At 35.9% G+C, this 22,557-nt stretch carries 15 protein-coding genes; 8 read left to right on the top strand and 7 right to left on the bottom strand.

All coding sequences use genetic code 11. The features are described from left to right. Window positions 1-3: 3 nt before the first annotated feature. The gene (mutS, locus tag EKL97_RS03035) at window positions 4-2,640 is read right to left on the bottom strand and encodes a DNA mismatch repair protein MutS (RefSeq protein WP_199741548.1); all 2,637 of its coding nucleotides are present in this window, start codon (window positions 2,638-2,640) and stop codon (window positions 4-6) included. Window positions 2,641-2,798: 158 nt separating this feature from the next. Between mutS and EKL97_RS03030 the strand changes: the two genes are divergently transcribed. The 3 genes from EKL97_RS03030 to EKL97_RS03020 all read left to right on the top strand — a co-directional run bounded on the left by EKL97_RS03030 (window position 2,799) and on the right by EKL97_RS03020 (window position 7,587). Beyond that, window positions 2,799-3,242 carry a DUF1573 domain-containing protein gene (locus EKL97_RS03030; protein ID WP_126568061.1) on the top strand — a complete coding sequence of 148 codons (444 nt, stop codon included), beginning with the start codon at window positions 2,799-2,801 and terminating at the stop codon, window positions 3,240-3,242. 68 nt (window positions 3,243-3,310) lie between these two features. Beyond that, window positions 3,311-3,847: an RNA methyltransferase gene (locus EKL97_RS03025; protein ID WP_126451746.1), complete on the top strand. Its 537-nt coding sequence runs from the start codon at window positions 3,311-3,313 to the stop codon at window positions 3,845-3,847. A 20-nt stretch (window positions 3,848-3,867) separates the two neighbouring features. Beyond that, a complete protein-coding gene (locus tag EKL97_RS03020; RefSeq protein WP_126568059.1) occupies window positions 3,868-7,587 on the top strand; it encodes a T9SS type B sorting domain-containing protein in 3,720 nt (1,239 codons plus the stop codon). Between the two features lie 10 nt (window positions 7,588-7,597). Here the strand turns inward: EKL97_RS03020 and folK are convergent, their stop codons facing one another. Beyond that, the gene (gene folK / locus EKL97_RS03015; RefSeq protein WP_126568057.1) at window positions 7,598-8,734 is read right to left on the bottom strand and encodes a 2-amino-4-hydroxy-6-hydroxymethyldihydropteridine diphosphokinase; all 1,137 of its coding nucleotides are present in this window, start codon (window positions 8,732-8,734) and stop codon (window positions 7,598-7,600) included. Between the two features lie 136 nt (window positions 8,735-8,870). Here folK and sppA point away from each other — a divergent pair, with 136 nt between their 5' ends. Further along, window positions 8,871-10,631, top strand: coding sequence for a signal peptide peptidase SppA (gene sppA, locus EKL97_RS03010; protein WP_126554855.1), 1,761 nt, complete (start codon window positions 8,871-8,873; stop codon window positions 10,629-10,631). 186 nt (window positions 10,632-10,817) lie between these two features. Next, window positions 10,818-13,430 (top strand): AsmA-like C-terminal region-containing protein, encoded by a 2,613-nt coding sequence (locus EKL97_RS03005; protein WP_126568056.1) that lies wholly within the window; start codon window positions 10,818-10,820, stop codon window positions 13,428-13,430. Window positions 13,431-13,665: 235 nt separating this feature from the next. Here the strand turns inward: EKL97_RS03005 and EKL97_RS03000 are convergent, their stop codons facing one another. Next, window positions 13,666-14,460 carry a DUF2797 domain-containing protein gene (locus EKL97_RS03000; protein ID WP_126568054.1) on the bottom strand — a complete coding sequence of 265 codons (795 nt, stop codon included), beginning with the start codon at window positions 14,458-14,460 and terminating at the stop codon, window positions 13,666-13,668. A 95-nt stretch (window positions 14,461-14,555) separates the two neighbouring features. Here EKL97_RS03000 and EKL97_RS02995 point away from each other — a divergent pair, with 95 nt between their 5' ends. Continuing rightward, window positions 14,556-16,079, top strand: a complete 1,524-nt coding sequence (locus EKL97_RS02995; RefSeq protein WP_126568053.1) for a GH3 auxin-responsive promoter family protein — start codon at window positions 14,556-14,558, stop codon at window positions 16,077-16,079. Window positions 16,080-16,089: 10 nt separating this feature from the next. Further along, a complete protein-coding gene (locus EKL97_RS15535; RefSeq protein WP_158614910.1) occupies window positions 16,090-16,239 on the top strand; it encodes a hypothetical protein in 150 nt (49 codons plus the stop codon). A 58-nt stretch (window positions 16,240-16,297) separates the two neighbouring features. Here the strand turns inward: EKL97_RS15535 and serB are convergent, their stop codons facing one another. From serB to EKL97_RS02975, 4 genes are all read right to left on the bottom strand, one after another. Next, entirely contained in the window at window positions 16,298-17,533 is a 1,236-nt protein-coding gene (serB, locus tag EKL97_RS02990; protein WP_126562749.1) for a phosphoserine phosphatase SerB, read from the bottom strand. Window positions 17,534-17,695: 162 nt separating this feature from the next. Then, window positions 17,696-18,928 carry an ATP-dependent Clp protease ATP-binding subunit ClpX gene (gene clpX, locus EKL97_RS02985; RefSeq protein WP_126515929.1) on the bottom strand — a complete coding sequence of 411 codons (1,233 nt, stop codon included), beginning with the start codon at window positions 18,926-18,928 and terminating at the stop codon, window positions 17,696-17,698. A gap of 86 nt (window positions 18,929-19,014) precedes the next feature. Continuing rightward, a complete protein-coding gene (gene clpP / locus EKL97_RS02980) occupies window positions 19,015-19,689 on the bottom strand; it encodes an ATP-dependent Clp endopeptidase proteolytic subunit ClpP (RefSeq protein WP_073351820.1) in 675 nt (224 codons plus the stop codon). Between the two features lie 408 nt (window positions 19,690-20,097). Next, the gene (locus EKL97_RS02975; RefSeq protein WP_126562747.1) at window positions 20,098-21,423 is read right to left on the bottom strand and encodes a trigger factor; all 1,326 of its coding nucleotides are present in this window, start codon (window positions 21,421-21,423) and stop codon (window positions 20,098-20,100) included. Window positions 21,424-21,918: 495 nt separating this feature from the next. On the opposite strand from EKL97_RS02975, the gene EKL97_RS02970 reads away from it, so the two are divergent. Beyond that, window positions 21,919-22,485 (top strand): hypothetical protein, encoded by a 567-nt coding sequence (locus EKL97_RS02970; RefSeq protein ID WP_126568051.1) that lies wholly within the window; start codon window positions 21,919-21,921, stop codon window positions 22,483-22,485. Window positions 22,486-22,557 lie beyond the last annotated feature (72 nt).

Raw genomic sequence — 22,557 nt, 5'->3', positions numbered from 1 at the left:
AAATCATTTTCTAGTCAGCATTCTTTTAATTTCATTGAGTTTCATCAGCGCTTCCATAGGCGTAATGGTATTGATATCGAGATTTAGGATCTCTTCTTTAATTTCTTCCAATAAAGGATCATCCAGATTAAAGAAACTCATTTGCATTTGCTCCGCCTGTTCGCCTTTCAGGCTCGAGCCATCTTTTGCTGCCTTAATCCCGTTCAGCGCATCGCTGGAATGATTCTTTTCTAATTTTTTTAAAAGCTTCTGTGCTTTCAAAATAACGATTTGAGGCATTCCGGCCATTTTTGCCACATGTATTCCAAAACTATGGGCACTTCCTCCTTTTACCAATTTTCGAATAAAAAGCACGGTATCTTTCAATTCTTTGACAGCAACATTATAATTCTGAATTCTTGGCAGTGATTCACTCATTTCATTCAACTCGTGATAATGCGTTGCAAATAATGTTTTGGGTTTTGAAGGATGTTCGTGTAAGAACTCCGCAATTGCCCATGCGATTGAAATACCGTCATACGTACTCGTTCCTCTCCCAATTTCGTCCAAAAGGACTAAACTCCTATCCGAAATGTTATTCAAAATGGAAGCTGTTTCATTCATTTCGACCATAAAAGTAGATTCTCCCATCGAAATATTATCACTTGCTCCTACTCTAGTGAATATCTTATCGACAATTCCCATTCTCACGCTGTCTGCAGGGACAAAACTCCCCATTTGACATAAGAGTACAATCAAAGCGGTTTGACGTAAAATGGCTGACTTTCCAGACATATTTGGACCCGTAATCATAATCAGTTGCTGCGTTTCTCTATCCAAGAAAACATCATTAGCAATATAAGGCATGCCAAGTGGTAATTGTTTTTCGATAACAGGATGTCTTCCGTTTTTGATTTCCAGTTCGAATGTTTCGTCCAGTTCCGGACAAATATATTTATTTTCGATGGCCAATTGGGTAAAAGAACACAAACAATCCAGTTGCGCTACTAAATTAGCATTCATTTGAACGGGTTTTATATACGTGGCAATCCAACTCACCAATTGTTCAAATAACTCTACTTCTATCTTATGGATTTTCTCTTCGGCACCGAGTATTTTAGTTTCGTATTCTTTTAATTCTTCCGTAATATAACGCTCTGCATTAACCAAAGTTTGTTTCCGAATCCATTCCGCAGGAACTTTATCCTTATGCAGGTTTCGTACTTCAATATAATAACCAAAAACGTTGTTAAAAGATATTTTCAACGAGGAAATTCCTGTCAACTGCGATTCTCGTTTTTCGATTCCGTCCAAAAATTCCTTTCCGGAAGTTGATATTGCCCGCAAATCATCTAACTCTGCATTGACCCCTTTGGCAATCGCATTCCCTTTGGCAATAGCCACAGGAGCATCTTGATTGAGAATCGTTTTTATCTTTTCACGCAACAATTCACAGTTGTGCAAACTATCACCAATTACTTTTACAGCTTCCTGCGGGCTTTCCAGCGCCAAGGTTTTTATTGGAATAATCGCATCTAATGATTCTTTTAGATACACAACCTCGCGAGGCGAGACTTTTCCGGCGGCAATTTTCGAAATCAAACGTTCCAAATCAGAAATTTGCTTGATTTGATTTTGGATGTTTTTCAGGACGTCCTGATTGTCTTTTAGATACGAAACTACTTCATGTCTACTTTTTATTTTAGCACTGTCTTTCAGTGGCAATGCCAACCAACGTTTCAACAAACGTCCCCCCATTGGTGAAAGCGTTTTATCAATAACATCTAGCAATGTCACCGCATTGGGATTGTAACTATGGTATAATTCCAGATTGCGAATCGTAAAACGATCCATCCAGACATAAGCATCTTCGGCAATGCGTTGAATCGAGGTGATATGCTGCACCCGATTGTGCTGCGTCTCGGATAAATAATATAAAATCGCTCCTGAAGCAATAATTCCTTCTTTCAGGTCTTCGATTCCAAATCCTTTCAAAGACACCGTTTGAAAATGCTTGGTTAAGGTCTCGAATGCATAGTCTTCTTTGTAAATCCAATCCTCCAGATAAAAACTATGATAGTCGTCTCCGAAAATCTCCCGAAAATCATTTTTATTATTTTTTGGAATCAGAACCTCACTGGGATTAAAATTCTGTAAGAGTTTGTCAATATATTCCGCATTGCCTTGTGCCGTCAAAAATTCACCGGTAGACACATCCAGAAATGAAATCCCTATGGATTTATTGGCAAAAAAAACAGCTGCTAAAAAATTATTCGTTTTAGACTGTAAAACCTCATCATTCATGGAAACACCGGGAGTTACAAGTTCAGTCACGCCGCGTTTCACGATGGTTTTAGTCAGTTTTGGATCTTCGAGCTGATCACATATCGCTACACGAAGTCCTGCTTTTACTAATTTTGGCAAATAGGTATTCAAGGAATGGTGCGGAAAACCGGCAAGAGCCGTCTCGGTTTCAGAGCCCGCTCCACGCTTGGTCAATACAATTCCTAATATTTTAGAGGCACGAACAGCATCCTCCCCAAATGTCTCATAAAAATCCCCAACACGAAACAACAAGCACGCATCCGGATACTTCCTTTTGATCTCGTTGTACTGTTTCATTAACGGAGTTTCTTTAACTTCTTTATCTTTAGATGCCAATTGTATTTGTGTTTAAAAATGAAAAAATATCAGCGAATTTATAGATTTTAAAGCACATAAATAACCTCCTTAAAAAATTAACCTTTTTTTTAAGAAATATTTAAGGCCTAATTTATTTATTTTTTTTAGATTTGTGACTCTATTAAATTGAAACACACATGAAAAAAATAATTGCCTTCGCATTACTAGTGGTTTTAGGAATAACGACTTCTAATGCACAAGAAACATCAAAAAAGATAAAAGCGACTAGCGCCACACTTGCCAAAGTAAATGGAGCAGGAATGGTTTTTGTAACTGAAACCATTGATTATGGTACTATAGCACACAACGCTGAGGGCCGCCGTGAATTTGTATTCACTAACAACGGCAACAAACCCTTAATCATAACTAATGCTCAAGGTTCTTGTGGTTGCACCGTGCCAACGTATCCAAAAGAGCCAATCGCCCCGGGTGCAAAAGGAGTTATTGGAGTAAAATATGATACTTCAAGAGCAGGTCAGGCATTTACAAAAACCGTTACGTTGACAACAAATGCTACTGTTCCTAATAAAACATTGACGATAAAAGGAAACGTTTTAGCAGCACAACCTGCAAAAAGCTAAAATTTTAACGAATACATAAAAAAGCTTCCATTCATTTCGGAAGCTTTTTTTTTGAATACTTTACACACATGAGAAAACTCGAAAATAGTGAACTGGATCGAAAATCCGTTGAGGGTTTTAAACAATCTGAAAAAACACCCCTTATTTTGGTATTAGATGACATTCGAAGCCTGCATAATATTGGCTCTGTTTTTAGAACTGCCGATGCCTTTTTAGTCGAGAAAATATTTTTATGTGGCATCACCGCCACACCGCCACACAAGGAAATCCATAAAACAGCCCTTGGTGCTACTGAAACAGTAACTTGGCAACATCAGGATAATGTTCTTGAAGTTATCGAAAAATTAAAAACAGAAGGCGTTATCACGCTAGCTATAGAACAAGTACAAAGTGCCGTTTTTCTTCAAAATTTTAAAGTTAAAAAAGGAGTGAAATATGCTTTGGTTTTTGGGAACGAAGTCTACGGAGTTTCACAGGAAGCGGTTGCATTATGCGATGGCTCCATCGAAATCCCACAACTAGGCACCAAACATTCTTTGAATATTTCCGTAAGTGCCGGCATTGTGGTTTGGGATTTATTTCAAAAAATGAATTGGCCAAAATAGAAAATTAGTACTTTTATAGAATGAAAACAACTGTTTTTTTTAAAATAATTCTAGCACTTTCACTTTTCATAACAAAGACAGCTTATGCAATTGATCCCCCTGTAATTAAAGCAACAGGAAATCAAATTTATTGTCCAGGAACCTCATTAAATATTGTAAAAACAATAAATATTAGTTTTGACCCCGATGAACCAACTACTGATGCTGTTACAATTCAAATTTCTTCTGGGTATACTGCTGGAGATTTATTAACGCTAACAGGTTCTCACCCATCTGTTTCATACAATTGGATTGTATCAGAAGGAATGCTGAAATTGTCAAGCACAACTGGAGGCAAAATTCCTTATGCTGATTTTGAAGCTGCAATCAAAGATATTAAATTCTACAATAACAATACTTCTCCATCAGGAAATAGGACTTTTTCAATCAGCTTAGGAACAGGACAACTTAGTTACTTGCCCAGCAATGGTCATTATTATGAATATGTTGCTTCTTCTGGCATTAATTGGACAAGAGCCCGAAATGAAGCCGCAGTCAAAAGATATTATGGCCTACAAGGTTATTTAGCCACTTTAACAGTCGCTGATGAAGCACAATTAGCCGGAGCTCAAGCACCAGGAACAGGATGGATTGGCGGAAGTGATGCCGAAACTGAAGGAACATGGAAATGGGTTACTGGACCAGAAGCAGGAACTACTTTCTGGATGGGAAAAAATAACGGAACAACAACAGCTCCTTTTTATTATGCCAATTGGAACTCACCTAACGAACCAAATGACTCCAGAAATAATGAAGATTACGCTCACATAACTTCTTCGGCAGTAGGAAACCCAGGGACTTGGAACGATCTTCCGGAACAAGGAGATCCACCAGGGAACTACTACCCTAATGGTTACATAGTTGAATACGGCGGTATGCCCGAAGATCCTGTACTTCAAATTTCAACAAGTACTACAATTACAATCGCAAAAATTACAACGACAACACCAAGCCCTATTTGTGCTTCAGCGACATGTACACTTCAAGCAAGTTCTACAACTGGAACAATAAACTGGTATGATGCTGAAACAAATGGAGTTTCTCTTGGGACTGGTAATAGTTTTACAACTCCTCCACTTTATACCACCACAACCTATTATATTGATAACGGCTGTACTCCGAGAACTCCAATTATAGTAACTGTAAATCCATTGCCGATTGCAAATCCGGTAATAATTCCTAGACAATGTGATGACAATCAAGATGGAATAATCACTTTTAATACTGCTGTTCTTGAGACAACTTTATTAGGAAATCAAACAAACATAACCGTCACTTATTTTGACCAAAATAATAATCCGCTAAAAGATTCAAACGGAAATTTGGTAACTAGTCCCTTTCCTGCTAGTTTCACAACAACATCACAAACCATAAAAGCTGTTTTGACAAACAATTATTCTTTACACTGTTCTAAAGAAACAACTATTAAATTTATCGCAGACGATTTACCCGAAGCTTTTGCCGTTCCTGCATCCTTAACCACAACTTGTGATGACGAACCAAATCCATTAAATCAAGATGGTAAATTTGCTTTTGACACTGCTACATTTGAAGCTTTCATTCTAAAAGGACAAACCGGAATGATGGTTAACTATTTTGATAAAAATGGATATCCATTATCAAGTCCACTCCCAAATCCATTTGTAACTGCAACTCAAAATATTTTAGTAACAGTAACAAATACAGCAAACACAAACTGCACCGCAACTACAACTTTGAATTTTGTTGTTAATCCTTTGCCAATTGTCAACGATGTTACAATTATTCAATGCGATACTGACTTGATTTCTGACGGAAAGACTCTTTTTAATTTGACAGTAAATAACAAACTAATTTCCGCAAATTATACCAATGAACTTTTTACTTATTATACTTCACAATCAGGAGCTAGTAGTGGTTTTTCAACCGATTTAATTTCAAATGATTTGGCTTTCGAAAACACAACAGCATCGACAATGAATGTTTGGGCGAGAGTTGCCAATAAAATTAGCGGTTGTTATAGCGTTGCCAAATTAACATTAAAAGTCCCAGCTACCAATCTTCTTTCTTCCTATAAAATCACAGTTCCTCCTGTTTGTGATGATTTTTTAGACGTTATTAACAATAATAGAGACGGAATTGCAACTTTTGATTTCTCTTGGACAAAAGCCACTATACAAACTCAACTCCCCATAAATCAAGTTTACACTATAAACTATTTTAGAAACCAAGCTGATGCCTTAGCCGAACTCAATGTGATTGCGGATATTTCAAATTACAGAAATATTGGTTATCGCGATTCTCAAGATATTTGGGTCCGGGTTGAAAGTAGTCTAGATAACGCTTGCGTTGGTTTAGGGCCTTATATTACTCTAAAAGTCGAGGCTTTACCTATTGCTAATTCTGTTGCAATTCCAAGACAATGTGATGATAACAACGATGGAATATTTTTATTCAACACTTCCTCACTTGAATCTGATTTATTAAAAGGCCAAAACAACGTAACGGTTACTTATTTCGATCAAACCAATAATCCTTTGAAAGATGCCAACGGTGATTTGATCATGAGTCCATTTCCGGTAAATTTTCTTTCCACTTCGCAATCCATTAAAGCTGTGATAACTAATAACACGCCGCAACAATGTTTTGAGAAAACTATAATAAATTTTGTCGTAGATGTTTCTCCAAAAGCATTTTCTATTTCTCCGTCTTTGATAACAGCTTGCGATGATGAAGCGAACCCAATAAATCAAGATGGGAAGTTTGCCTTTGACTCCTCAACATTCGAATCCACCATTTTAGGCAGACAAACAGGAATGATTATCAAATATTATGACCAAAATAATGTCCTTTTACCAAGTCCATTGCCTAATCCTTTTATAACCGCTACTCAAAATATTACTACAATTGTTGAAAATCCATTAAATACAACTTGCACTGCATCGACGATATTAAAATTTGTTGTTAATCCAATACCGAAAATTAACTTGAATGCCAATGGTAGTGAAAATGAATTGGTTTGTTCTAATCTTCCCAGTTTTTTTGTAACTCTGGATGCTGGGATTCAGGATGGGTCTCCCACAAGCAATTACACCTACATTTGGTCAAAAGACGAAACTATCTTGATTGGTGAAATAGCCCCAATTCTTTCAGTAAACGCCGAAGGAAATTATGCTGCCCAAGTAACAAATAGGTCAGGTTGCAGTAGAATTCGAGCCATAAAAGTTACCGCTTCTGATTTGGCACATATCAAAAGTATTGATATTGTAGATTTAACCGATATAAATACAGTAACCATAGAAGTAACAGGCAAAGGAAGTTATGAATACAGCATTGATGAACCCAATGGATTTTGGCAAGACTCCAACTTCTTTACCAATGTTCCAGCTGGAGTTCATATTGTTTATATTAATGACAAGAATGGATGCGGTCCTGTTTTTCAAGAAATTGTAATTGTAGGTGTGCCGAATTTTTTTACACCAAACGGTGATAGCTATAATGATTATTGGAATATAAAAGGAGTGAATGAAACTTTTAATTCAAAATCCATTATCTACATTTATGACAGATACGGAAAACTTATAAAACAATGGATTCCTTCAGTAAATCTGGGTTGGGATGGCACCTTTAACGGAATCCCTTTACCTGCAGATGATTATTGGTTCACCTTAAAACTGGAAGATGGCAGAGAAAAAAAAGGTCACTTTTCGCTAAAAAGATAATTTTCAAATTTTAAACCTTAATTTTCTTTTGGATTTCTTCTAAAATATACAAATAATCTGCTTGATTTTTTACGAAATCCCGATCAGAAACATCAATAATCAGCACATTCAAATCGGTTTGGGATTTAATGTAATCCAGATAACCACTGTTGATTTTATCCAAATATTCAGCCGGGATTTTTTGTTCGTAGCTTCTGCCACGTTTCTTAATATTTTGTAGCAGTCTTTCGGAATTTTGATACAAATAAATATACAAGTCCGGTTTTGGCATTTCTCTGTAAATGATATCAAAAAGATTGCGATACAAGCGATATTCATCTTCGGCCAATGTTATTTTGGCAAAAATCAACGATTTAAAGATATGATAATCGGCAACCAGAAAGTCTTTAAACAAATCAAATTGTGCTAAATCATCTGATAATTGCTGGTATCTATCTGCAAGAAATGACATTTCAAGTGGAAACGCATACCGATTTTGATCTTTGTAAAATTTAGGTAAGAAAGGATTATCTGCAAAACGTTCCAATACTGTTTTTGCATTAAAATCCTCAGAAATTTTAGTAGCCAAAGTTGTTTTTCCTGCTCCGATATTCCCTTCAAAAGCAACATAATTAAATTGCTCCAACGGAACATTCTGCAAAGGATTCACTAAATTCTGAACGACTGTACAAACACTTTCATCTGGAGACAAAGCCAATAATTCCGAAATATTTTTTTGAAGAATGGGATGCTTCCAATCTAAATTTAAGTCCTGCACGGGTAACAAAACAAAATTCCTGTTCTGCATTAAGGGATGTGGAATTTGGAGTTTTTCAGTAGTAATAACTTCCGAGTCGAAAGCAATCATATCTACATCAATTGTTCGTGATTGATACCCCTGCGCCTTTGTTCGCAAACGTCCCAATCGTTTTTCCACTTTTAAAATCTGTGTTAGCACTTTATGAGCCGAATTAAAAGTATGCAAAACCAATGCACAATTATAAAAAGCGTCACTTTCAAAACCCCAAGCAGGAGTTTCATATAATTTAGAAACTTTGATTACCGTCCCTATTTCCTGATGTATTACTTGTAAACAATGTTCGATATTTTCCAATCGATTCCCCTGATTACTTCCTATCGATAAAATGACCTGATGCTGTGATTTCATAATTAGATGCAAATTAACTAAAGAATTTTAGAATTAGCAATATATTTGTATCCGGTGTTGCTAATCAAACTTGGGATTTTCCCCCACGGCTTGTAACATTTCAATGTTTTGTACGACTTATAAAAAAAATATAATTATGAAATTTTTAGGAAATGTATTAGCGACTATTATAGGTATTTTTGTTTTCTTCATGTTATTCTTTTTTGGAATAATCCTTGTTGGAGCCATTTTTGGCGGTGAATCTGAAGGCGTTACGATAAAAGACAATTCTGTTATTGAACTGAATTTAGAAGACATACAGAATGATTATGCCGGGAAATACAAAGATCCGTGGATGACTATTTTTTCAGAAAACAAAAAAGTAGGTTTATCTGATATTATCAATGCCGTTGAAGCGGCTGAAACGGATGATGATATCAAAGGAATTTCTATATTGAACAATGTTTCATCGCTAGGAATGGCTCAGAGTAAGGCCTTGAGAGATGCTTTGGAACACTTTAAAAAATCAGGAAAATTCGTCATGGCTTACGCCAACTCCTATTCGCAAAAAGAATATTACTTAAATTCTGTGGCCAGTCCCATTTATATAAATCCTGTGGGAGATATGGATTTCAAAGGACTTTCTGCTGAACTTATGTTTTTTAAAGACTTTCAGGAAAAATCAGGGCTAAAAATGGAAGTAATCCGCCATGGAAAATACAAAAGTGCTGTGGAGCCGTTTTTAGAAAATAAAATGAGTGATGCCAATAGAGAACAAACGACAGCTTTACTGAATTCTGTTTGGAACTCCATCACCACTGACATTGCTAAAAGCAGAAATATCTCTGTGGCTAAATTAAATGAAATTGCCAACGGACTTCTTGCAAGAACTCCGGAAATGGCAAAAAACCAAAAATTAGTAGATATCATTGCTTATGAAGATGTGTACCATAATGCCATACGAAAAGTGCTTAATGTAACTACAGATAAGGAATACAACAAAGTATCTGTAATTGATTATGCACAGAAAATCGCTACCACTTCCCAAAGTTCTGACAGCACGGATGAAATTGCCATTATTTATGCCCAAGGAGAAATTATGGGTGGCGAAGGAGATGTCAATGTGATTGGTGAAGGTTCAATGCGTCGCTCGTTACAAGAAGCTCGAAAAAACAAAAATGTAAAGGCAATTGTACTTCGCATTGACAGTCCGGGCGGAAGTGCTTTGACCTCAGATTTAATCTGGAGAGAGATTGAACTGACTAAAAAAGTAAAACCCGTAGTCGTTTCTATGGGTAATTATGCGGCTTCAGGCGGGTATTATATTGCGTGTAATGCAAACACTATATTTGCTGAAGCGAACACAATCACTGGTTCCATTGGTGTTTTTGGAATATTGCCAAACTTTACGCCATTAGCAACTAAAATAGGAATATATACGGAACAGGTTAAAACACATGAAAATTCCGCCAATTACAGTCCTTTTGTTCCCATTGATGAAAACTTCAAAGCAGTTACGCTGGAAGGTGTGGAACACATTTACAAAACTTTTGTAACCCATGTGGCTGAAGGACGCAAGATGACATTTGCACAAGTAGATGCTATTGCGCAAGGTAGAGTTTGGACAGGTTCAGAAGCCTTGAAAATTGGACTCGTAGATAAAATTGGAGGATTAGACGATGCTATTGCGAAAGCGGCTTCCTTGGGGAAAACAAAAAATTACAGCACTCAAAATTATCCAGAATACGAGAAAAACTTTGATGATCTTTTAGCAAATCTTCCTTTTGCAAAATCGAAAGCAGATTTTATAAAAGAAGAAATAGGGGAAGAAAATTATCGTATTATGCAAGAAATTAAAAAAATACAAATGCAAAAAGGTGTTCAAGCCTTAATGCCGTTTGAAATTAACATGCATTAAAGAAAAAGATAAAGCTGCTATTAAATCCGTTTTTGCATTTGCTTAAACGGATTTTTTCATACATTATAGTTAAAGTATTGTTTATAAAAACACCATAAAAGTTACACTGTCCTAAAAATACTATTTTTGTAAAGGAATACAAGGCACCATTTTTGCCAAAGATATAAATCTAAAGACATTCAAATCATGCTAAAGAAAGTTTTAAAAATCATCGGAATACTAGTTATCCTGCTCGTCTTGACTTTATTTGCAGCTCCTTTTCTGTTTAAAGACCAAATAAAAGCCAAAATTTCTCAAGTCATCAATGAAAAGGTAGATGCCAAAGTCACTTTTGCAGAAGCGGATTTAAGCTTATTCAAAAATTTTCCTAATGCAAATGTAACACTGGAAAAACTAGTCATCATAAACAAAGCTCCTTTTGAAGGCGACACATTGCTATCACTGGGCGAATTGAATTTAAAAATGTCTATTAAGGAACTTTTTAAAGGCAAAAATGAAGCGATAGTTATTGACGGAATCACTTCGAAAAACGGATTAATCAATATCATTTTCAATAAAGACGGACTAGGGAATTATGACATTGCATTGAAAGAGAAAAAAACGGCAGCCGATGGAACAAGCAGTCCGTTATCCTTAAAAATCCAAGAGTATAAAATCGAAAATTTCAAATTTCGTTATATTGACGAAAGTTCAAAAATAAAAATGGTTGTCGACAGTTTGAACCACGAAGGAACTGGAGATTTTGCAGCCCAAAAATTAGATTTGGTAACCAAATCTACTGCAAAAATATCGCTGGATATGGAACAAGTCAATTACATGAAAAATGTTGCTTTGACTCTGGACGCCGTTTTGGGAATCGATTTAGAAAAAAGTAAATACACCTTCAAAGAAAATAAAGCGTTAATCAACCAATTGCCGCTGGAATTTGATGGATTTATTCAAATGGTGGAAGCCGGTCAACAGTATGATTTAAAATTTAAAACGCCTACTTCCTCCTTCAAAAATTTCTTGGGAATAATTCCTGCAGCCTATGCCTCACGCTTAGACAACGTAAAAACAACCGGTGATTTTACTGTGGCAGGTTTTGCAAAAGGTTTGTATTCTGACACAACAGTGCCAAAATTTAATATAGAAATCGCTTCCCATAATGCTTCCTTTAAATACCCTGACTTACCAAAAACGGTTCAAAACATCATTATTGACACAAAAATCACCAATGAAACCGGAATTTTAAATGACACGTATGTCAATATTGACCAACTTTCTTTCAAGATAGATCAAGATGTTTTTAATGCCAAAGCCAACATCAAAAACATTACTCAAAACGCACTAGTTGATGCCATGTTAAAAGGAACTATCAATTTGTCCAATCTTTCTAAAGCGTATCCTATAAAACTCGATAAGCCATTATCCGGGATTTTAAAGGCTGATGTGACTACAAAATTTGATATGCAATCAGTAGAGAAAAGTCAATATGAAAACATTAAAAATGCGGGAACCATGAGTGTATCGGGTTTTAATTATGCGGATGAAAACGGCAAAACCATGAACATCAGCAATGCCTTGATCCAATTTAATCCTAGTCAAGTCAATTTGAAAGAACTGAATGCGACTACCGGAAAAAGCGACATTAGTGTAACAGGGATTTTAGAAAATTTTTATGGATTTATATTTAGAAATCAAGAATTGAAAGGAAACTTTTATATGAATTCTAAACAATTGGCCATTGACGATTTTATGACAACTGGTGAAACGACTAAAACTAAAACTAAAAAGGCAGATGCCATGAAGATTCCTGCTTTCTTAAATTGTACGCTTACCGCAAAAGCGACTACGGTGCTATATGATAATCTGACTCTGAAAGATGTTTCGGGAAAACTGATTGTGAAAGATGAAAAAGTGACTTTAGAAAATGTAAAAACATCTATTTTTGGGGGAACTATTGCGGTGAATGGAGCTGTTTCCACAAAAGGAAAAACACCGGTTTTTAATATGGATTTAAGATTAAATCAAGTTGATATTGCGCAATCCTTCAACCAACTGGATCTGTTGAAAAAAATTGCTCCAATTTCCGGAATCATCAACGGGAAATTAAATTCAAGCATCAAATTGAACGGGAATCTTGATGCAACAGCACTGACTCCTGACTTGAAAACCCTTACTGGAGATTTACTAGGACAACTGCTTTCCACGACTGTAAACTCAACTAATTCGACTTTGCTGACCGCTTTAGGTGCTAACTTGAAATTCATTGACGTCAGTAAAATCAATTTAAATGATTTGAAAGCGGCAGTTACGTTCAAAGATGGAAAAGTAAATGTAAAACCTTTTGATATCAAGTACAAAGACATCAAGGCAACCATTGGAGGAACGCACGGTTTTGACCAAAGCATGAATTATAATTTAAAATTTGATGTTCCCGCTAAATATTTAGGTTCAGAGGCCAATGCTTTAATAGCAAAATTATCTGCTGCAGATGCGGCAAAATTAGAAAGCTTTCCGATAAATGCTGTTTTGGTGGGTAATTTTACAAATCCAAAAATCACAACGGACATCAACAATGCGGTAGCTAAATTGACCACTCAACTCATAAACCAACAAAAAGACAGACTGGTAAAACAAGGAACGTCCGCTTTGACGGATTACATCAATAAAAACAAAAAGCCAAGAGACACGACAAAAACGGCCACTCCTAAAATTCCGGTAACTAAGGAAGAAGTAAAATCTAAGGCCGCAGCATTATTAAACGGATTTTTTAATAAGAAAAGTAAAGCAGCAGATACGACAAAAGTAAACTAAAGTAACTTTACAAAATATAATAAAGAGGATTTTAGGTGATGACATTCCTCTTTTTTTGGCTAGCAATATTGGGTTTGTGATTTGTCTGCATGGTGTTTTCGTGTAGCTGTACGTGCGTAAAGGATGGTAGCGGCATCCTTTTATGAAGCGCAGCGGAATAAAAGATACAGCGGACAGCCTGACCTTTTTTTAAAATTTTTATTTTAAAAAAAGGATACGCCCAAAATTATATTACTTAAACCGCAATTGTAACCATATACCCTTCGGAACCACGGACATTAAAAACGGTTCCGTCTTCAAAAAGTAAATATTGCCCTTTTATTCCGGTAAGCTTCCCCTGAAACTGTGGTGTTTTATCTAAGCTCAAACTGTTTACCTTATTTGGATACTGCAAAACGGGGAAGTGCATCTCATACAAATCGTTTTTTTGCGCATAAAAATATTCCTGAACTTCGGTTGGAATAAGATTCTCAACCTTCAATCGTTCTGCGATTAAGTCAATTTGCTCCACATTGTTAGTCAGCATTTTTCTCCAATTGGTTTTATCGGCATAATAATTTTTCAATGCTACCTCGGTAATTCCTGCTAAGTATCTATTAGGGACTTCTACAATAGAAATGGCTTGGGTTGCGCCCTGATCAATCCATCGGGTTGGCACTTGCGACTTGCGGGTAACACCTACTTTGACTTCGCTGGACAAAGCCAGATACACAATATGCGGTTGCAATTGTACTTTTTCTTCATACGCTAAATCCCGATCCTGAATTCCAAGATGGGCAGTGCTTAATTCCGGTTTCATAATCCAATCCCCAACAGCTGCACTGGAATAGAAACAATCATAACAAAATCCCTGACGGAATATTTTTTTCTTCTTGCCACAATTCAAACATTGATATCCCACAAAATTGATTTCCAGTTCTTTATTCAGCAACTGATTCACGTTTAAAAAACTATTCTCAAAAACCAAGTAATATTGAATTGGATTTCCAAATTCAGTTTGCATTTTTGTAAGTACACCTTCGTATGTCATTGTGATTAAAGTTTCCCGTTTAACACATCTAGTTAAACAAATTTTGTTATTTTTGGTAAAGTTATAACTCATAATTCATAATTCATAATTTAAAAATGCCACTAACCATAATCAATTCGTTTGCCTCTTGGGTTCTCAAACAAAGAATCCATCAGATCGAACTTTTCTTGAAATATCCAAACGAGGTTCAGGAAGAATTGCTCATGAATTTAATTCAGTCATCTAAAAATACTGTTTTAGGCAAACAATATGATTATGCTTCGATTCATTCCTATGCCACTTTTGCCGATAGAATTCCGATCTCTACTTACGAAGAATTACAACCATTGATTGAAAGAACCCGTAAATGTGAGCAGAATGTTTTTTGGGAAACTCCCATAAAATGGTTTGCCAAATCCAGTGGAACCACAAATGCCAAAAGCAAATTCATACCCGTAAGCAACGAAGCCCTGGAAGGATGTCATTATAAAGGCACTAAGGATTTGTTGTGCTTGTATTTGAATAATAATGAAGATTCAGAACTGTTTCTTGGAAAAAGCCTGCGTCTTGGCGGAAGCTCTCAAATCTATGAAGACAACAATACGTTCTTTGGAGATTTATCTGCGATATTAATCGAAAACATGCCTATTTGGGCTGAATATAGCAGTACCCCGAGCAACAAAATTTCCTTGATGAGCGAATGGGAAACTAAAATTGCTGCTATTATAAACGAAACAAAAAACGAAAATGTAACCAGTTTTGCCGGAGTTCCTTCCTGGATGCTGGTTTTAATGAATAAAATGCTCGAAGAAACCGGAAAAGGAAATCTATTTGAAATTTGGCCAAATTTGGAAGTTTACTTTCACGGCGGCGTAAATTTTGAGCCGTACCGGGAACAGTACCAAAAAATATTCCCAAAAAAAGAGTTTAAATATTACGAAATATACAATGCTTCCGAAGGTTTTTTTGCCATTCAGGATTTAAATAATTCCAGTGATTTATTATTGATGTTGGATTACGGAATTTTCTATGAATTCATCCCAATGGATACTTTTGGCACACCAGATCAAAAAGTTATTCGATTAGCAGATGTGGAATTGTTCAAAAATTATGCTTTGGTCATTACCACCAATTCTGGTTTGTGGCGCTATTTGATTGGTGATACTGTTCGTTTCACCTCATTGAATCCATACCGAATTCGGGTGACGGGAAGAACCAAGCATCACATTAATGTTTTTGGTGAAGAATTGATGGTTGAAAATACCGATCAGGCTATTGCCAAAGCATGCAAACTAACCCAAACGGAAGTAGTTGATTACACCGTTGCGCCTATATTTATGGAAGGCAAAGAAAAAGGTGCTCACGAATGGATGATTGAATTTAAAAACCCTCCAGCTGATGTATCACAATTCCAGAAAGCATTAGACGAATCCATACAATCTTTAAACTCCGATTACGAAGCCAAACGCTATAACAATATGACTTTGAATCCGCTTGTGATCAATGTAGCACGAAAAAATTTATTTTACGACTGGCTAAAAGATCGTGACAAACTAGGCGGGCAACATAAAATTCCGAGATTATCAAACCAAAGGGATTATTTGGAACAACTGAAAAGTATGCAGTTTCAAAGCGTATAAAAATGATGAGATGAAAAAAATTCTTTATATCCTGTTGACAGGAATTTTCTTGAGTTCCTGCGGACCACATAGAATGCGTTGTGGCGCCAGAGGAATTTGTAAATCTCCCGAAAAACAAACAACAGAAAAACCTGAAAAAGTGTTTGCCGTTAAAGCATAAAAAAAGCTATCCAAAAATCACTTTATAGATAGCCTTTTTTTATAATTACTGCAGTATTTTACTCCTCCATCATATCAATATGCCTGTCGTGATAGCCTAACAGGTACAAAACACCGTCGAGACCCAAGCTGGAAATAGAACTTTCTGCTTTTTCTTTTACCGTAGGTTTAGCATGAAAAGCAATTCCTAAACCTGCCAAATTCAACATAGGCAAATCATTGGCACCATCACCAACTGCAATAGTTTGGTTGATATGAATGCCTTCCTTATCAGCAATCGCCTGAAGGTATTCCGCTTTCTTTTTACCATCCACAATTTCACCTAAATAGTTACCTGTCAATTTTCCGTCTTTAATTTCCAATTCATTCGCATGAACATAATCAATACCTAATTCTTTTTGCAGGTACTTCCCAAAAAACGTAAAACCTCCGGACAATATAGCGGTTTTATAACCGTAATATTTCAAGGCCTTCATCAAGCGATGTGCTCCTTTAGTAATAGGCAGATTCTCAGCAACTGTTTGCAGTACCTCTTCACTCAAGCCTTCAAGCAAGGCCATGCGTTGCTTGAAGCTTTCGCTAAAATCGATTTCACCATTCATGGCTGCTTCTGTGATTGCTCTAACTTGCTCTCCCACACCCGCTAACTCTGCCAGTTCATCAATTACTTCGGTTTGAATTAGCGTCGAATCCATATCAAAACACACCAAACGGCGGTTTCTTCGGTACATATTATCTTCTTGAAAAGAAATATCCACATCTAACGTTCTGGAAATTTCCATAAAACTGGCGGTCATAAACGTTTTGTCGACAATCGTTCCTGTAACCGACAATTGTATGCACGAACGAGGGAATTCTTCTTTATCAATAATAGATACCCTGCCGGTTAATCTTTTAATTGCATCAATATTCAAATTTTGGTTGGATAGTATTTTGGTTACTGCCGCCAATTGTACAGCCGTTAAGGTTTCTCCTAAAACATTGATGGTGTAGCGTTGTTTGCGCTGCGCTTTGACCCAAATTTCGTAATCTGCAATGGATATAGGAATAAACTTGACTTTGACACCCAATTCGTATGCTTTAAATAACAAGTCTTTTAAAACTGGACCAGAAGAAGAACCTGCTTTTATTTCAAATAAAATACCTAAAGAAAGCGTATCATGAATATCCGCTTGTCCAATATCTAAAATAATAGCATCATAAGTAGCCAAGATGGATGTTAAACCAGCAGTGACTCCCGGTTTATCTTGTCCAGAAACTTTTAATAAAATTACCTCTATCTCGTCTTTTTGCATCTTATATATAATTGATTTAGAATGTACAAAAATCGACAATCTGACGTTGATAAAAAATAATAATGTTCCTTTTTTTGAACAATAACAAATAGTGTAATTTCCCCATAAAAAAACCTGTTCAAATGAATGAACAGGTTTATATTTTTAAGAAAAATGCATTTTTTACGATGCAATCTCCAAACGCTTCAATAAATTTTTATTCAACGTTTCTTTAGCATAAGTTACGTCAATTTCTAATACTTTATCATCAGAACTAGGCAATTCATACATCGCATCGGTCAAGATAGCTTCACATAACGAACGCAATCCACGAGCGCCTAATTTATATTCTAATGCTTTATCAACAATAAAATCCAGTGCTTCATTGGTAATCGTGAATTCAACATCATCCATCAAAAACAACTTCTCGTATTGTTTGATTAACGCATTTTTAGGTTGTGTCAAAATTGCACGCAAGGTTTCTCTATCTAAAGGATCCATGTGTGTCAAAACTGGCAAACGACCAATAATCTCTGGAATCAAACCAAAATCTTTGATATCCTTTGGAATAATGTATTGCAACAAATTGTCTTTGTCAATATTGTCCACATTTTTTGAAGTAGAATAACCCACCGCTTGACGGTTCAATCGTTTCGAAATTATTCTTTCGATTCCATCAAAAGCACCACCGGCAATAAACAAAATGTTTTGTGTATTTACCTCCACAAATTTTTGGTCCGGGTGCTTACGTCCTCCTTTTGGTGGTACATTCACAACCGTTCCTTCCAACAATTTCAATAATGCTTGTTGCACCCCTTCACCGGAAACATCTCGCGTAATAGAAGGATTGTCACTTTTACGTGCAATTTTATCTATTTCGTCAATGAATACAATGCCGCGTTCTGCTTTGGCCACATCATAATCAGCAGCTTGCAAAAGACGTGTCAAGATACTTTCAACATCTTCCCCAACATAACCTGCTTCAGTAAGAACTGTCGCATCAACAATCGCTAAAGGCACATCCAACATTTTTGCAATGGTTTTAGCCACCAATGTTTTTCCTGTTCCTGTTTGTCCCACCATGATGATGTTACTTTTTTCAATCTCAACCTCATCGTCTAATTGCTGTTGCATCAAACGTTTGTAGTGATTGTAAACCGCAACCGACATCACCTTTTTAGTTTGATCTTGTCCAATCACATATTGATCCAAGAACGCTCTGATTTCTTTTGGTTTCTTTAAAATCAAATCTCCAACCAGCTTTGAACTTCCACTAGATTTTATTTCTTCAAGAACAATCCCGTGCGCTTGTTCAATACATTTATCACAGATATGTGCATTGATCCCAGCAATCAATAATTGGGTTTCTGGCTTCTTTCTTCCACAAAACGAACACTCTAATACTACTTTTGCCATTCTTTTAAGTCTAAAGTCAAAAGTCGTAAAGTCGAAAGTTCCTAGCATTGCTTTAGACTTTCGACCTTAGACTTTCGACTATATTTTTATCCTCTTATTAAAACTTCATCAATCATTCCGTATGCTTTTGCTTCTTCGGCGATCATCCAATAATCACGTTCGCTATCCGTATGAACCTTATCGAAAGTTTGTCCGGAGTGGTGAGAGATAATTTTATACAACTCATCTTTAAGTTTCAACATTTCACGTAAGTTGATTTCCATATCCGTTGCTACTCCTTGCGCTCCACCTGATGGTTGGTGAATCATTACTCTTGAATGTGGCAATGCCGAACGTTTTCCTGCTGCACCGGCGCATAAAAGCACTGCTCCCATGGAAGCTGCCATTCCGGTACATATGGTTGCTACATCTGGTTTAATGTATTGCATCGTGTCATAAATTCCTAATCCTGCGTAAACGCTTCCTCCTGGAGAGTTCAAATAAATTTGAATATCTTTAGAAGCATCGGCACTTTCAAGGAATAACAATTGTGCTTGAACGATGTTTGCAATTTGGTCGTCTATTCCTGTTCCAAGGAATATAATTCTGTCCATCATCAATCTGGAGAAAACGTCTAATTGTGAAATATTCAACTGACGTTCTTCAATGATATAGGGAGTCATGTTTTTAGGAGTCATTGCGCCTACAATTTTATCGTAATACATAGAGTTTACGCCGTGGTCCTTTGTAGCAAATTTTTTAAATTCTTTACCGTAGTTCATATTTTTTTGTTCTAAGTTTTACGTTATATCTTGTCTATTTCTTTTAATGCAAAGGTCATACCTATTTACAAATGATGTCAATATGTCTTATTTGTAGCCCAGATGGGAGTAAAAAGCTTTTTGAATTCCGTTTTTAAGTTTTTTTATTCTTGCAAAGCGACTGAAAGAAGCTCTTGCAGGAATTTAAAAAACTAAAACGGAAGAAAAAACTTGTAACGTACAGCTGGATTGGCTCCCGCAACTAATTGAAACAAAAGAGCGTCAAAAAATATTTTTTCTGACGCTCAAATATAACTATTTTTTATTGTTTTATATTTGTAATAGAATCTTGAAATTTGAAACAACTAACGAAATTGTTTCCGTCTTTTCAACTTTTGACTTTATGACATTTGACTTTACGACTAAAATTTATTCTCCGTAAGACGCTGCAATAAATTCGTCATACGTTACTTCTTTAGTGGTAGGATTTGCTTTTTCTTTGAATAATTCCAATAATTTATCAGCAACAACTTGGTCCGAAAGTCTTTTCACTTCGTCTTGGTTTGACAAAACTCTTGCTACAATTCCTTGAACTTCTTCGTCAGTAGGATTTGTTTGTCCGAATTGTGCCATTTGCTGACGGATGTTTTTTGTAGTGAATGTTTTCAAGTCTTCAAAAGTGATTTTGATGTCAGATTGAGCCATAGCTCTACCTTCGATCAATTGAAAACGCAATCCTTTTTCAGAACGTGCATATTCAACTTCAGCCTCCTCAGGAGATAATTTTTTCTCCCCTACAGTTTGCAACCATTTTTTAAGGAATTCAGAAGGTAAATCAAATTTGGTGCTTTCGATCAAAAACTCCGTAACATCCCCTAATAATTTTTGATCCGCTTGTTGTGCAAATTGAGTTTCGGCATCTTCTTTGATTTTCGCTTTCAATTCTTCAAGTGAAGAAACAGTTCCAGCACCAAACAATTTGTCGAACAATTCTTGGTTCAATTCTGCTAATTCAGCCGTGTTGATCGCTTCGATTGTGAAGTTCACTTCAACCTCTAATCCGTGAACGTCATCATGACTTACTTTCATCACGTCCATCAATTGGTGGTCGTCTTCAAATAAACCTTTAGTATTTACAGTCACAACATCTCCTGCTTTTTTACCGATGAATAAATCAAAAGTCGCTTTGTCTTTAAAAAGATCAGCAGCAATAGTGGTCGCGTTATTAATTCCTTTTTCTTCGTTAGTGAATGTTCCAGTTACATCTGAATCTGCAGCAACAACTTCTTGAGGAATTGCAGTTCCAAATTGTTTTTGGATTCTTTCCAACTGGCCTTCAATCATTTTATCATCCGCTGAAACCACATATTTAACGATGTCATTTTTAGCTTCAAGATCCAATTCGAAATTAGGAACCAATCCTATTTCATATTCAAAAACCAATTCTTCAGCACTCCAGTCAAAGTCTTCGTTTACTTTAGCAAGTGGCGTTCCAAGAAGGTTTAATCTTTCTGATTGTACGAAACGCTCCAAAGCTAAATCTACCACTTTCTGAACTTCTTCTTGTTTGATTGCTTTACCGTATTGTTTTTCAACAAGATCTTTAGGCACAGCTCCTTTTCTAAATCCTTTAACCGTTGCCAAAGGCATTTTTTCGTTTATTCTTTTTGCAACTTGTCCTTTGTAATCCATGTGAACAACAGTCATTACAATTGTTTCCGTCACAGCGTCTATTGCTACTCTTTTGATATCCATCTTCTTCTTTAATTTACATAATAAAATTGGACTGCAAAATTATAAAATTTTTGCAACCCAAACAAGTTTTTAGTCCCGAACCTTCGGGATTGAATTTTAGGCAGTTATTTGACAAAATCACAGGTTGGAAAAGGAAACTAATTTGGGCGTGTCCCTCCAGATTGCTTCGTCGTCCCTCCTCGCAACTACGGGTCAGGCTGTACGTTCCCGCTTTTTATCGCCTGCCAAAAAAAGGCAGCCCATAAAAGAGCTCCACTGCCATCCTTCACGCGGGTCGTAGGATTCAAAATTATGACGTGGGTTTGATAGTTTGTAAGAAAAAATTTTAATATATTTGAAAACAGATAAAACGAAATAAAATAGCGTAAAGCCAACCCAAATTGAATGTATAAGCGCTACTTTGTATCGGGTATATACAAGTTGGGCAATATTTACTCACAGAAAATCAGATTAACCATTTAAATTAATACAAGAAGAATCAACTAATATCTAAAAATGAAAATAAATAAAAGGAATCTATCAATCTTAATTATTACAAATATATTATTTAGTTGTTCGACACCGTCAGCTTCAATGAAAAGTGAAATGAATACTTTCTCCAAAGAAGGTATGATTACAGGAAGTTTTTCTCTTGAAAACAGAAAAACTATTTCACCAGTTTATAAAATAAACTATGTGCAAATAGAAAGCGAAACATCAACTAATATGTTTGCAGATAAATTGAATGAAAAAAAAACAAACTTTCTTTACAATCCTGGTCAAATTACTTTTGGAAGTACAAATGGCGATTTTACAGAAGATGATAAAAATGTTTACCTTTTCAACATTGTTAAAACTGCAGGAAAATATAGAATCTATGAAATCGAAGCTTTTTTAAATACTGGTTATATGCAATCAACAAAAAAAATACCTGTTGATATTAAATTTGAGATTATGGCAGGAAAAATAAAATATTTAGGAGAAATAAACTATAACGTAAAAGAGAATATCATTAAAATAATAGACAATATTGAAAGAGATCGACTAAAATTTCAGGAAATAAATCCTAATATTAAATTTTAAAACATCGCCCAACAGCTAGGGTTCGTTGCGTGCGCAGCACAAACAATGAATTATAATCACCGAATACCAACA

The sequence above is a fragment of the Flavobacterium sp. LS1P28 genome, assembly GCF_003970335.1.
GTDB lineage: Bacteria > Bacteroidota > Bacteroidia > Flavobacteriales > Flavobacteriaceae > Flavobacterium.
This window is presented reverse-complemented; position numbering and strand designations above follow the sequence as displayed.